General features: G+C 54.1%; 14 protein-coding genes. 2 read left to right on the forward strand and 12 right to left on the reverse strand.

The genetic code is table 11. The features are described from left to right. Nucleotides 1-2: 2 nt before the first annotated feature. Nucleotides 3-899: an N-acetylmuramic acid 6-phosphate etherase gene (gene murQ / locus ACQG1K_RS16400; RefSeq protein ID WP_023306721.1), complete on the reverse strand. Its 897-nt coding sequence runs from the start codon at nt 897-899 to the stop codon at nt 3-5. 118 nt (nt 900-1,017) lie between these two features. Here murQ and ACQG1K_RS16405 point away from each other — a divergent pair, with 118 nt between their 5' ends. Both ACQG1K_RS16405 and ACQG1K_RS16410 read left to right on the forward strand, forming a co-directional pair. Next, on the forward strand, nt 1,018-1,866 hold the full coding sequence (locus ACQG1K_RS16405) for a MurR/RpiR family transcriptional regulator (protein WP_023300733.1): 849 nt from the start codon (nt 1,018-1,020) through the stop codon (nt 1,864-1,866). 56 nt (nt 1,867-1,922) lie between these two features. Beyond that, complete coding sequence (locus ACQG1K_RS16410; RefSeq protein ID WP_023300734.1) at nt 1,923-2,183, forward strand: YfhL family 4Fe-4S dicluster ferredoxin; 261 nt, start codon at nt 1,923-1,925, stop codon at nt 2,181-2,183. Here ACQG1K_RS16410 and acpS read toward each other — a convergent pair. From acpS to rpoE, 11 genes are all read right to left on the reverse strand, one after another. Beyond that, nucleotides 2,180-2,560 carry a holo-ACP synthase gene (acpS, locus tag ACQG1K_RS16415; protein WP_015572144.1) on the reverse strand — a complete coding sequence of 127 codons (381 nt, stop codon included), beginning with the start codon at nt 2,558-2,560 and terminating at the stop codon, nt 2,180-2,182. The two genes, ACQG1K_RS16410 and acpS, sit on opposite strands and share 4 nt — an antisense overlap. Further along, complete coding sequence (pdxJ, locus tag ACQG1K_RS16420; protein WP_015572143.1) at nt 2,560-3,291, reverse strand: pyridoxine 5'-phosphate synthase; 732 nt, start codon at nt 3,289-3,291, stop codon at nt 2,560-2,562. The genes acpS and pdxJ overlap by 1 nt, the downstream gene beginning before the upstream one ends. Before the next feature lie 75 nt (nt 3,292-3,366). Next, entirely contained in the window at nt 3,367-4,074 is a 708-nt protein-coding gene (recO, locus tag ACQG1K_RS16425; RefSeq protein WP_015572142.1) for a DNA repair protein RecO, read from the reverse strand. A gap of 17 nt (nt 4,075-4,091) precedes the next feature. Beyond that, on the reverse strand, nt 4,092-4,997 hold the full coding sequence (era, locus tag ACQG1K_RS16430; RefSeq protein ID WP_022649038.1) for a GTPase Era: 906 nt from the start codon (nt 4,995-4,997) through the stop codon (nt 4,092-4,094). Further along, a complete protein-coding gene (rnc, locus tag ACQG1K_RS16435; RefSeq protein ID WP_003860711.1) occupies nt 4,994-5,674 on the reverse strand; it encodes a ribonuclease III in 681 nt (226 codons plus the stop codon). Before rnc ends, era begins: the two co-directional genes overlap by 4 nt. A gap of 223 nt (nt 5,675-5,897) precedes the next feature. Then, the gene (lepB, locus tag ACQG1K_RS16440; RefSeq protein WP_022649040.1) at nt 5,898-6,872 is read right to left on the reverse strand and encodes a signal peptidase I; all 975 of its coding nucleotides are present in this window, start codon (nt 6,870-6,872) and stop codon (nt 5,898-5,900) included. Between the two features lie 15 nt (nt 6,873-6,887). Next, the gene (gene lepA, locus ACQG1K_RS16445) at nt 6,888-8,693 is read right to left on the reverse strand and encodes a translation elongation factor 4 (RefSeq protein ID WP_022649041.1); all 1,806 of its coding nucleotides are present in this window, start codon (nt 8,691-8,693) and stop codon (nt 6,888-6,890) included. Between the two features lie 185 nt (nt 8,694-8,878). After that, entirely contained in the window at nt 8,879-9,355 is a 477-nt protein-coding gene (gene rseC, locus ACQG1K_RS16450; protein ID WP_022649042.1) for a SoxR-reducing system protein RseC, read from the reverse strand. Continuing rightward, nucleotides 9,352-10,305: a sigma-E factor regulatory protein RseB gene (gene rseB / locus ACQG1K_RS16455; protein ID WP_022649043.1), complete on the reverse strand. Its 954-nt coding sequence runs from the start codon at nt 10,303-10,305 to the stop codon at nt 9,352-9,354. Before rseB ends, rseC begins: the two co-directional genes overlap by 4 nt. Then, complete coding sequence (rseA, locus tag ACQG1K_RS16460; protein ID WP_022649044.1) at nt 10,305-10,955, reverse strand: anti-sigma-E factor RseA; 651 nt, start codon at nt 10,953-10,955, stop codon at nt 10,305-10,307. The genes rseB and rseA overlap by 1 nt, the downstream gene beginning before the upstream one ends. 31 nt (nt 10,956-10,986) lie before the next feature. Further along, on the reverse strand, nt 10,987-11,562 hold the full coding sequence (rpoE, locus tag ACQG1K_RS16465; protein WP_006176728.1) for an RNA polymerase sigma factor RpoE: 576 nt from the start codon (nt 11,560-11,562) through the stop codon (nt 10,987-10,989). Between the last annotated feature and the right edge of the window lie 352 nt (nt 11,563-11,914).

Genomic DNA, 11,914 nt, shown 5'->3' on the forward strand with positions numbered 1-11,914 from the left:
TCTTATTGGTGTTCTAATGCCGCCCGTAAAAACCCGTGATGGGCTTCGAGTCTGGCTCTGGCCGCGGCTGCATCCAGCCCGGTTAATATCATCAGAATGGCGGGTTTTACATCGTGATCGGTCTGCTGAAGCACCTTTTCCGCCTCTTCACGACTGGCGCCTGTCGCTTCCATCACCATGCGACACGCTCTGTCCACCAGCTTGATGTTAGTGGCCTGCATATCCACCATCAGGTTTTGGTAGACCTTGCCAAATTTCACCATCGCGCCGGTGGAGATCATATTGAGCACCAGCTTCTGCGCGGTACCCGACTTCAGCCGTGTGGAGCCGGTGAGCGCTTCCGGCCCGACGACCGGAGAGATGGCAATGGCGGCCACCTGCGCAATCGGCGAGCCCGGGTTACAGGAGATGGCCACTGTGGTGCACCCGGTCTGTCTGGCATATTCCAGTCCACCAATGACGTACGGCGTACGACCAGAAGCCGCCAGCCCGACCACCAGATCCTGCGCGGTCAGGTTTAGCGCCCTGAGATCATCTTCCCCAAGCTGTTTATTGTCTTCTGCCCCTTCTACCGCTTTCAGCAGCGCGCCGGGGCCACCGGCAATCAGGCCAACGACCAGCCCGTGCGGAACGCCAAAAGTCGGCGGACATTCTGAGGCATCCAGCACCCCGAGGCGCCCGCTGGTTCCCGCTCCCATATAAATAATGCGTCCTCCTGCTTTGAGAGCGTCGGCAGCGGCGTCTACGGCTTTTGCTACCTCAGGCAATGTCTCTTTGACTGCCAGCGCGACGAGGGTATCCTGTTGATTAAAGCGGTTTACCAGCTCCAGCGTGGACAGTGCATCAAGATCCATGGTTTGCGGGTTACGCGTTTCAGAAACAAGAGAGCCAAGATTCATGTTATTTACCTCTGGAATTTTTAATTCATAATAAACGCACTATAATGGAATATAAAATTCATTCAGGCGAGCAAAATTCGTATTTGCGCGGGTAATCACATTTTCGCCAGGAGACCGTATGAACTGTTTAATTCGTATTCGTCAGCGCTACGCAGGGTTTGCCCAGAGTGATAAAAAGCTGGCGGATTTTTTACTTTCTCAGCCCGATCGCGCGCGACACCTCAGCTCCCAGCAGCTGGCAGGCGAAGCCGGGGTGAGCCAGTCGAGCGTGGTGAAATTCGCCCAGAAAATAGGCTATAAGGGCTTTCCGGCGCTAAAGCTGGCGATCAGTGAAGCACTGGTGAGCAACCCGAATCCGCAGTCAATGCCGGTGCATAACCAGATCCGTGGCGACGATCCGATGCGTCTGGTGGGCGAAAAGCTGATCAAGGAGAACGTGGCGGCAATGCATGCCACGCTGGATGTAAACACGGAAGAGAAGCTGCTGGAAAGCGTAGCCATGCTTCGCGACGCGCGGCGTATTGTGTTGACCGGGATCGGCGCCTCCGGACTGGTTGCGCGTAACTTTGGCTGGAAGCTGACAAAAATCGGCTATAACGCCATCGTTGAACAGGATATGCACGCGCTGCTGGCGACCGTGCAGGCCATGGATCCTGACGATTTACTGCTGGCCATCTCCTATTCCGGCGAGCGACGTGAAATTAATATGGCCACCGACGAAGCCCTGCGCGTAGGGGGAAAAATTCTGGCGATTACCGGATTTAGCCCGAATGCGCTCCAGCAACGGGCAACCCGCTGCCTGTATACCATTGCCGAGGAACAGGCCACTCGCAGCGCGGCGATTTCGTCGACGAGTGCGCAGATGATGCTGACGGACCTGCTGTTTATGGCGCTGGTTCAGCAGGATCTGGAGCGTGCGCCAGAACGTATTCGGCACAGCGAAGAGCTGGTAAAAAAACTGGTTTGAACAACGAATGAGCGTATAATGCCCGCCCTGTTTGTGATGTTTCTGAGAATTTCCTGATGGCGCTGTTAATCACCAAAAAATGCATCAACTGCGATATGTGCGAACCCGAATGCCCGAACCAGGCGATTTCGATGGGCGACAGCATTTATGAGATTAACAGCGACCGCTGCACCGAATGCATCGGCCACTATGAAACGCCGACCTGCCAGAAGGTGTGCCCAATTCCCAATACGATCTTAAAAGATCCGGCGCACGTCGAGAACGAAGAACAGTTGTGGGATAAGTTTGTCCTGATGCACCATGCGGACAAAATTTAACTCTCAATAATCACCGTCGCACAGGCATAGTGGCGTTCATCTGCAAGCGTTACGTGCATATGCGCCACGCCCAGCTTTTCCGCCAGCTTAAGCGCCTCGCCCCATAAACGCAGACGTGGCTTACCCAGCTCATCGTTAAACACTTCAAACTGGTTAAACGCCAGGCCGTTACGAATGCCCGTGCCGAACGCTTTCGCCGCCGCCTCTTTTACCGCGAAGCGCTTTGCCAGAAAGCGCACCGGCTGTTGATGCGCCTCCCAGATAGCCCATTCGTTATCGCTCAGCACGCGTCTTGCGAGGCGATCGCCGCTGCGGGCGATCACCGCTTCAATGCGGGCTATTTCGACGATGTCGGTGCCTAAGCCCAGAATAGCCATTACTGACGCGCTTCCAGCATCAGGCGCTTCATCTCGGACACCGCCTCTTTCAGGCCGCTCATCACCGCACGACCAATAATGGCGTGGCCAATGTTCAGCTCATGCATTTCCGGCAGGGCAGCAATGGCTTTTACGTTGTGATAGGTCAGGCCGTGTCCGGCGTTCACCTTCAGTCCCAGGCTCGCGGCGTAGGTTGCCGCTTTGGCGATTCGCTCCAGCTCTTTCGCCTGCGCTGCGTCGTTTTCGGCATCGGCATAGCAGCCGGTGTGAATTTCAATATACGGCGCACCCACGTCGGCAGCGGCTTTAATCTGGGTGAAATCGGCGTCGATAAATAAAGATACCAGGATACCGGCATCCGCCAGGCGTTTGCAGGCATCGCGCATTTTGTCGAGCTGCCCGGCCACATCGAGACCGCCTTCGGTGGTCACTTCCTGACGCTTTTCCGGCACCAGGCAGCAGAAATGCGGTTTAGTCTCGCAGGCAATCGCCAGCATCTCTTCTGTCACCGCCATCTCCAGGTTCATGCGGGTATCCAGCGTCTGACGCAGGATGCGCACGTCGCGGTCAGTGATGTGGCGACGATCTTCACGCAGGTGGACGGTAATGCCGTCGGCGCCAGCCTGCTCAGCGATAAATGCCGCCTGAACCGGATCGGGATACGCGGTACCGCGTGCATTACGTAACGTGGCGATGTGATCGATATTGACGCCTAACAGTAATTCAGCCATGACAATCCTCGGTATTTTTGGTCATTTACCTTCTCCCTCTCCCTCCGGGAGAGGGCTGGGGTGAGGGGTAAAACATTAGCGTTTCGGCATAAACTGCCTGAATAATTCGCGGCTCTTTAAAGGTTTGCCCCCAAGATACGGCTTGAGCGCGATTCGGGTAAAGCGTTTTGCCGCACGCAGGGTGTCGGCGTCCGGGAACTCGCGTTCATACAGTGCTCTGAGCTGGCGCCCGGTAAAAGTGCTGTTATCAACGACGACACTGGCAATAAAGCCCTTTTCCTCACGATAGCGATAGGTCATGGTGTCTTCTACCTCGTCTCCGCTTCCCGCACAGTGGAGAAAATCAACGCCGTAACCAAGGTGCCCGAGCAGCGCCAGTTCGAAACGACGCAGCACAGGCTCAGGGGTGCCGGTTGCGCCAGCAAGTGCCTGAATACAGTGCAGGTAATCAAAGAAAAGTTCAGAGAAGCGGGTCTCATGTTCAAGAACCCGTGAAATGAGTTCGTTGACATACAAACCGCTGTAGAGCGTGATACCAGAAAGAGGAAGCGCCAGGGAGACGGCTTCAGCACTGCGCAGGGTTTTGACTTCCCCTCGCCCGCCAAAGCGGACCAGCAGCGGGGTGAAAGGCTGCAAGGCACCTTTCAGATTAGAACGTCTGGAACGTGCGCCTTTGGCAACAAGGCGCACGCGACCGGACTCTTCCGTGAAGACGTCCAGCATCAGGCTGGTTTCGCTCCAGGGACGACTATGCAGGACAAAGGCGCGCTGCCATCCATCCATATCCTCGTCGTCTTAGGTTACTGATCTTCGCCGTAACCGAGGCTGCGCAGCGCACGCTCATCATCGGCCCAGCCAGATTTCACTTTCACCCACAGTTCCAGGTGAACCGGTGCTTCAAACATGTCCATCATGTCTTTACGGGCTTCGATTCCGATAGTTTTGATCTTGGCACCTTTATTGCCGATCACCATCTTCTTCTGACCTTCACGCTCAACGAGGATCAGACCGTTAATATCGTAGCCGCCGCGCTCGTTGCTCTGGAAACGCTCGATCTCCACCGTCACAGAGTACGGCAGTTCAGCGCCCAGGAAACGCATCAGCTTCTCACGGATGATTTCAGACGCCATAAAACGCTGAGAGCGATCGGTGATGTAGTCTTCCGGGAAGTGATGAGTCGCTTCCGGCAGATGTTTACGCACGATGCCCGCGATGGTATCGACGTTCAGACCCGTTTCCGCAGACAGCGGGACGATGTCCAGGAAGTTCATCTGGCTGCCCAACCATTGCAGATGCGGCAGCAGATCGGCTTTTTCCTGCACGTTGTCCACTTTATTGACCGCGAGGATCACCGGCGTTTTGCCGTCACGCAGCTTGTTCAGGACCATTTCGTCGTCCGGCGTCCAGCGGGTGCCTTCCACAACGAAAATCACCAGCTCTACATCGCCAATGGAGCTGCTCGCCGCCTTGTTCATCAGACGGTTGATGGCACGCTTCTCTTCCATGTGCAGGCCCGGGGTATCGACGTAGATCGCCTGATAAGCGCCTTCAGTATGGATACCGACGATGCGGTGACGCGTGGTCTGCGCCTTACGCGAGGTAATGGAAATCTTCTGTCCAAGCAGATTATTCAACAGGGTGGATTTACCAACGTTCGGACGTCCGACGATGGCAATAAATCCGCAATACGTTTTTTCTTCGCTCATTCCAGCTCCAGCATTTTTAACGCCTGTTCGGCGGCAGCCTGTTCAGCCTTACGACGGCTTGAACCCGTGCCGACCACCGGTTCACTCAGGCCACTGACCTGGCAATGGATGGTAAATTCCTGATCGTGCGCTTCGCCACGTACCTGCACCACCAGATAGGATGGCAGCGGGAGGTGACGACCCTGCAAATATTCTTGCAGACGCGTTTTCGGATCTTTTTGTTTATCGCCCGGGCTGATTTCGTCCAGACGGGTCTGATACCAGTTCAGGATCAGCTTTTCTACGGTCTGGATATCGCTGTCCAGGAACACGCCACCGATTAAAGCCTCGACCGTATCGGCAAGAATGGATTCACGACGGAACCCACCACTTTTCAGCTCACCCGGCCCCAGACGCAGACACTCACCCAGCTCAAACTCGCGTGCGATTTCAGCGAGGGTGTTGCCGCGCACCAGCGTGGCACGCATGCGGCTCATATCACCTTCGTCCACACGCGGAAAACGATGATAAAGCGCATTTGCAATCACGAAACTTAAAATAGAGTCGCCTAAAAACTCGAGACGCTCATTATGTTTGCTGCTGGCACTGCGATGGGTTAATGCCTGTTGCAACAACTCCTGATGATGAAAAGTGTAGCCCAGCTTCCGTTGAAGCCGATTAATTACGATGGGGTTCATGCGATACCAATAAATGAATGCGTCAAAAATGCAGCACACGAAACCGACCTGAGAAAACCAACGCGGTTTCGTGTGCCGTGGCACCCTTGCAGGGCCAACCTTAAACTTCGGGGGAATATTCTATACGCAACGACAGGGGATGTCGTTAGTTCAAAGAGATTTATCGCTGAAATAATTCACGTAGCGGCGAATAAAAGCCGCTACGTGTTATTTTTGACGAAAATTAATGAATTCCGCCAATACGATTCAGGCGAACGCCGGTCGGCCACTCGCCTTCCTGCTTCTCGAAACTCATCCAGATAGCGGTTGCTTTACCGACCAGATTCGCTTCCGGCACAAAGCCCCAGTAACGGCTGTCCGCAGAGTTATCGCGGTTGTCACCCATCATGAAGTAGTGTCCCGGCGGCACAATCCAGGTCGCCAGCTGCTGGCCTGGCTGCTGGTAGTACATTGCTAGCTGGTCCTGTGCGATTGGCACGGTCAGAATGCGGTGAGTGACATCGCCCAGCGTCTCTTTGCGTTCAACCAGACGAATACCGTTCTCTTTGGTTTCACCTTTTGGCACCTGGAAGAATCCGCTGGTCGCTTCACCGCCATTACGGCGGGCGAAGGTCTGCACAAAATCACCTGGCTCAACGTTGGAGTAAGTGACTGGCAGCGCATTTTCACATGCAGTTCCAGAGCTACAGCCTGGCTGAATCCTCACTTCCTTCGCTATCGGATCGTAGGTTACTTTATCGCCCGGCAGACCTACCGCGCGTTTAATATAATCCAGCCGTGGATCTTCCGGATATTTAAACACCACGATGTCGCCACGTTTCGGATGACCCGTTTCGATCAGCGTTTTCTGGTAGATCGGATCTTTGATGCCATAGGCAAACTTCTCAACCAGAATGAAATCACCGATCAGCAGCGTTGGCATCATCGATCCTGACGGGATCTGGAACGGTTCATAGATAAATGAACGCACCACCAGCACAATCGCCAGCACCGGGAAGACCGATGCCCCTGTTTCCAGCCAGCCCGGTTTTGGGCCGACTTTTTTCAGGGTTTTCGCGTCCAGCGTATCGCCCGTGGCTGCCTGCGCGGCAGCCTGACGTTCACGGCGTTTTGGGGCGAAGATAAACTTATCCAGGCACCATAACAGACCTGTTACCAGGGTAGCGATGACCAGGATCAGGGCAAACATGTTCGCCATGCCAACTCCTTAAGGTTATTTACCGTTTCCGTCTTTACCAACATGAAGGATGGCAAGGAATGCTTCCTGCGGCAGCTCAACGTTACCGACCTGCTTCATACGCTTCTTACCTTCTTTCTGCTTCTGCAACAGCTTTTTCTTACGGCTGACGTCGCCGCCGTAGCACTTAGCCAGAACGTTTTTACGCAGCTGCTTCACGGTTGAACGGGCAATGATGTGGTTACCAATGGCCGCCTGAATCGCAATGTCAAACTGCTGACGCGGGATCAGCTCTTTCATCTTCTCAACCAGCTCACGACCACGGTACGGTGCGTTATCGTTGTGGGTGATTAGCGCCAGGGCATCAACTCGCTCGCCGTTGATCAGCACGTCCACGCGAACCATGTTCGAGGCCTGGAAGCGTTTGAAGTTGTAGTCCAGTGACGCATAGCCACGGGAGGTAGACTTCAGACGGTCGAAGAAGTCGAGCACCACTTCCGCCATCGGAATTTCATAGGTCAGCGCCACCTGGTTACCGTGGTACACCATGTTGGTCTGCACGCCACGCTTCTCAATACACAGGGTGATCACGTTGCCGAGGAACTCCTGCGGCAGCAGCATGTGACACTCTGCGATAGGCTCGCGCAGTTCCTGAATATTATTCAGCGGCGGGAGCTTGGAAGGGCTGTCGACGTAGATGACCTCTTTCGACGTGGTTTCTACTTCGTAGACAACCGTCGGGGCGGTGGTGATCAGATCCAGATCGTATTCACGCTCCAGACGTTCCTGAATGATCTCCATGTGCAGCAGACCGAGGAAGCCACAGCGGAAGCCGAAGCCCAGCGCCGTTGAGCTTTCTGGCTCATAGAACAGGGAAGCATCGTTGAGGCTCAGCTTTCCGAGCGCATCGCGGAAGTTTTCGTAATCGTCGGAGCTGACCGGGAACAGACCCGCATAAACCTGCGGTTTCACCTTTTTGAAGCCTGGCAGCGCTTTATCTGCCGGGTTACGTGCGCCGGTCAGGGTATCGCCCACTGGCGCGCCGAGGATGTCTTTAATTGCACAGACCAGCCAACCCACTTCGCCGCATTTCAGTTCGGTACGGTCAACCTGTTTTGGCGTGAAGATGCCAAGGCGGTCAGCGTTGTAGACCTGCCCGGTGCTCATGACCTTGATTTTGTCGCCTTTACGCATGGTACCGTTTTTAATACGCACCAGCGAGACAACGCCCAGGTAGTTATCAAACCAGGAGTCGATGATCAGCGCCTGTAGCGGCGCATCCGGGTCACCTTCCGGCGGCGGAATGTCACGCACCAGACGTTCCAGTACATCCGGAACACCTACGCCGGTTTTTGCCGAGCAGCGCACTGCATCGGTCGCATCGATACCGACGATGTCTTCAATTTCTTCCGCTACGCGCTCAGGATCGGCGGCTGGCAGGTCGATTTTATTCAGAACCGGCACCACTTCGAGATCCATTTCCATGGCGGTATAGCAGTTTGCCAGCGTCTGGGCCTCTACGCCCTGCCCGGCATCCACCACCAGCAGCGCGCCTTCGCAGGCCGCCAGCGAGCGTGACACTTCATAAGAGAAGTCAACGTGCCCTGGGGTGTCGATAAAGTTCAGCTGGTAGGTTTCACCATCGGAAGCCTTATAGTCGAGCGTCACGCTCTGGGCTTTAATGGTAATACCGCGTTCGCGTTCCAGGTCCATGGAGTCCAGAACCTGGGCTGCCATTTCACGATCAGACAGGCCACCGCAAATCTGGATAATACGGTCAGACAGCGTCGACTTACCGTGGTCAATGTGAGCAATGATCGAAAAGTTACGTATGTTCTTCATATAGTTAAATAATTATGCCTTACGAATTCCTGGAGGCCGCTGTTCTTAGCCTGACGTTTTTCAGTGCGAAAACGCAGCATTCTACACTACAACCTCGTCTGCTGGAAATGCACTTAGAGTCAGGTATAGCGCGAAGAGACGGCGTTTACTTTATTGCGATTTAAATAATAATAAAGCCCGGCAGATCACCGGGCCTCAGAAGAGAGCGTCTCAACACGAAGTTGGTCGGGTGCCAGTGCAACGCTGAGAATGACGGGCTGCCAGGCTTCCCGGGCGGTAAGCCTTGGGGAAACGCCTTTAGCAAGCCAGAACCCGCCCACACCGCCCAATGCGGCACCGCACATGGCGGCCAAATCTGTGCCGAACAGCATCTGGAAAACCCCGCCCATCACGAAAAGTCCGGCGAGCGGAGAAAGGTAAACCAGTATGGCGGAAGTGAGCAGGCTGCCTTCAGCGATGCCGAGCTCCACTTTTTGCCCTGCCACCAGCGGCTGATCGCTCGACACAGCAATAGTGTGCGACGTTTGCGGCCCCAGCTTATTCAATACGCGGCTGCCGCAACCGGCTCGCGAAGCGCAGCTGCTGCATGATGCTTTAACGTCACAGCTGACAAGCGCTACGCCATCCTGCCAGGATACGACCGTCGCCCACTCTTTAATCATTGCGCAGCCCTGAATTTGATGCTGTCTGAAATACGTTTTGCTGTTGGCGGCGGTAATTCACCAACAATGGTAATTTCCGCATTATCGCGTACCGTCGTGCTAACCGTCCGGCGACCGGTACGGAGCATCTGTTCGGAACTGTTCGCCGTAGCGCGATTGATATTCACCGAGAAGCTAAATAGCCCATCGGAATAGAGGCGCGACTCAACCGGTGTTTCGATAGTCGGCAGCTGGCGACGGCTGCTGGATACTTCGCTGAATCCTTGCGGGATCCAGGAAGGTACCCAGTTGAAATTGACAGAATCGCCGGCAGGTACGGAAAGCAAAGGCGGTAGGCTGGCTTTGGCCAGATTCTGCATACTGTTGCCAACCTGACCGTTCACGTCGAAGGAGATCACGCGGAACTGCTCCAGCGTTTCACCGTCGCGATCGAGAAGATCAACGCGCATCGGCAGCTTCGTCTCTGCGTCAATCCAGACGATATAGCTGTAACGTGTCCCATCCCGCGCGACTACGCGGATCACTTCGCACAACCTGTCGGCAATACGCGTTCGCCCCACCGAGATAAAATCATAGTAGGGGGCGAGACGTTTAAAATCGGTGTAAATGAGCGATGGCAGGGAATCAACGATGTAGTCACCATTGAGCGTAAACGGCTCAAGGCCTGGCTCGAAATAACTGATTTCGTTCCCACGCTGGACCACTTCCCGACGCGGGCCATCCATCTGTAAAAGCTGGGCGAGCGGCTGATTATCAAGGCGGGCGTGGCGATAGCGTAACGATTCGACACCCTGCTTATTGATGCTAATAAATGCCAACTCATAATTGAGTGACTGGCTGGCCAGATTCATTTGCTGCAACAACGCCCCGGATGAAACATCAGCCGAGGCGTTAGCAGAGAAGAACAGGCTACCCGCCATCAAAGACATGGCGAACCAAAGTTGCTTCATTACTGCGATTGCGTTCCTAAAGTTTGGTTTCCTGGCACCTGCACAGCAGCCTGCTGGGTTTGGGCCTGCTCAAACTGAAGCTGCTCGGAGTGCAGACGACGCTGCAACTCGTAATCCTGCAACATCGCATTAATGCGACGACGCTGCTCCTGTACCTGCTGTTGCTGTCCGCCGCTTGCGGAGGCATCTGCCGGTACGCCCAGGCTAACCGGACTGGCTTTACCCATCATCGGCAGCGTATTGAACACTGGCGCTTCAGGCTGCTGACTGGCTTCAGACTGGGTATTATAGTGCTGGACCCCAACGATAACTGCAAGCGATACACACGCAGCGACTCCCATCTGGGTGAGCTGGCTGGCCCATGGACGCACCTTGTGCCAGAACGGCATTTTCTGCCATTGGTGAGGTGCAGGCTGCGCTTCAGGAATAAGCGGCGTGGTCTGATGAACAGGTTCGTTCTCAATGGCCGCCATAACGCGTGCTGAGATATCGAAATGGAGAACATCGCTGGTATCACCCCGCAGAGTGTCGCGGATAAGATGATAGTTCTCCCAGGTCTGTTGCATTTCGGGAGAATGAGACAACTCATCGAGCAGCTCACTATCCAGCATTTCACCATCCATTAAAGCGGAAAGTTTTTCTTTCTGCATGCCTAATACCTTTTCCAGTATCCCGCTATCGTCAACGCCTGATAAGCGGTTGAACTTTATTATCAATGGCTTCTCGCGCACGGAAAATTCGTGAACGAACCGTGCCGACCGGACAATCCATGATGGCGGCTATCTCTTCATAGCTTAGGCCATCCAGCTCCCGTAACGTAATTGCCATGCGTAAATCTTCCGGGAGCGACTCGATCGTGCGAAAAACGATTTGTCTCAGTTCTTCTGACAACATTAAGTTCTCAGGGTTCGAAATTTCTTTCAGCGCGCCGCCACTTTCGAAGTTTTCTGCATCGATAGCGTCAACATCACTTGAAGGCGGACGACGCCCCTGAGCAACCAAATAATTCTTAGCCGTATTGACTGCAATACGATACAGCCAGGTATAAAAAGCACTATCCCCCCGGAATGAATCCAGCGCGCGATAGGCCTTAATAAAAGACTCTTGTACCACATCAGGAACATCGCCTGACGGTACATAGCGGGAAACCAGACTCGCTACCTTATGCTGGTAGCGCACCACCAGTAGGTTAAAAGCTTTCTGATCTCCCTTCTGGACCCGTTCAACCAGGACCTGGTCCGTTAACTGCTCGCTCATCCGAGGTAATGTCTCCCCAAACCAAATTCCACGCGTTATCGAAACGCCACTCTAACAACATTGCACTTTGAGCAAGCACCGAATTAGAGCGTCTGTTCTTCAATAAGTTCCGTAACGCCTTTGTTTTTGTTCATCGCGCCGCAGACCGTTCATTTTCTCTCATTATAAGTCTGTTCACGATACGCACCCGCTTTCTGACAAGAATCATTAACTTTATCGTCAGAAGAGTAACGCAACACAGGCTTTATTTCACCACAAAATCTGAAGCTAACGATCTGCTTCGCAAAATAATTCCAGTCATTTAGCGATGATTTAACTTCCGGTCGTCCGTTTAGTCATTGCAACACGCTTC

Origin of the sequence: Enterobacter cloacae complex sp. 402C9, assembly GCF_050030745.1 — a bacterium.
Lineage (GTDB): Bacteria > Pseudomonadota > Gammaproteobacteria > Enterobacterales > Enterobacteriaceae > Enterobacter > Enterobacter intestinihominis.

Excerpts from the sequence above, each read along its gene's own strand:
- murQ (WP_023306721.1), bottom strand. The coding sequence starts at position 899 with ATGAATCTTGGCTCTCTTGTTTCTGAAACGCGTAACCCGCAAACCATG.
- ACQG1K_RS16405 (WP_023300733.1), top strand. The coding sequence starts at position 1,018 with ATGAACTGTTTAATTCGTATTCGTCAGCGCTACGCAGGGTTTGCCCAG.
- ACQG1K_RS16410 (WP_023300734.1), top strand. The coding sequence starts at position 1,923 with ATGGCGCTGTTAATCACCAAAAAATGCATCAACTGCGATATGTGCGAA.
- acpS (WP_015572144.1), bottom strand. The coding sequence starts at position 2,560 with ATGGCTATTCTGGGCTTAGGCACCGACATCGTCGAAATAGCCCGCATT.
- pdxJ (WP_015572143.1), bottom strand. The coding sequence starts at position 3,291 with ATGGCTGAATTACTGTTAGGCGTCAATATCGATCACATCGCCACGTTA.
- recO (WP_015572142.1), bottom strand. The coding sequence starts at position 4,074 with ATGGATGGATGGCAGCGCGCCTTTGTCCTGCATAGTCGTCCCTGGAGC.
- era (WP_022649038.1), bottom strand. The coding sequence starts at position 4,997 with ATGAGCGAAGAAAAAACGTATTGCGGATTTATTGCCATCGTCGGACGT.
- rnc (WP_003860711.1), bottom strand. The coding sequence starts at position 5,674 with ATGAACCCCATCGTAATTAATCGGCTTCAACGGAAGCTGGGCTACACT.
- lepB (WP_022649040.1), bottom strand. The coding sequence starts at position 6,872 with ATGGCGAACATGTTTGCCCTGATCCTGGTCATCGCTACCCTGGTAACA.
- lepA (WP_022649041.1), bottom strand. The coding sequence starts at position 8,693 with ATGAAGAACATACGTAACTTTTCGATCATTGCTCACATTGACCACGGT.
- rseC (WP_022649042.1), bottom strand. The coding sequence starts at position 9,355 with ATGATTAAAGAGTGGGCGACGGTCGTATCCTGGCAGGATGGCGTAGCG.
- rseB (WP_022649043.1), bottom strand. The coding sequence starts at position 10,305 with ATGAAGCAACTTTGGTTCGCCATGTCTTTGATGGCGGGTAGCCTGTTC.
- rseA (WP_022649044.1), bottom strand. The coding sequence starts at position 10,955 with ATGCAGAAAGAAAAACTTTCCGCTTTAATGGATGGTGAAATGCTGGAT.
- rpoE (WP_006176728.1), bottom strand. The coding sequence starts at position 11,562 with ATGAGCGAGCAGTTAACGGACCAGGTCCTGGTTGAACGGGTCCAGAAG.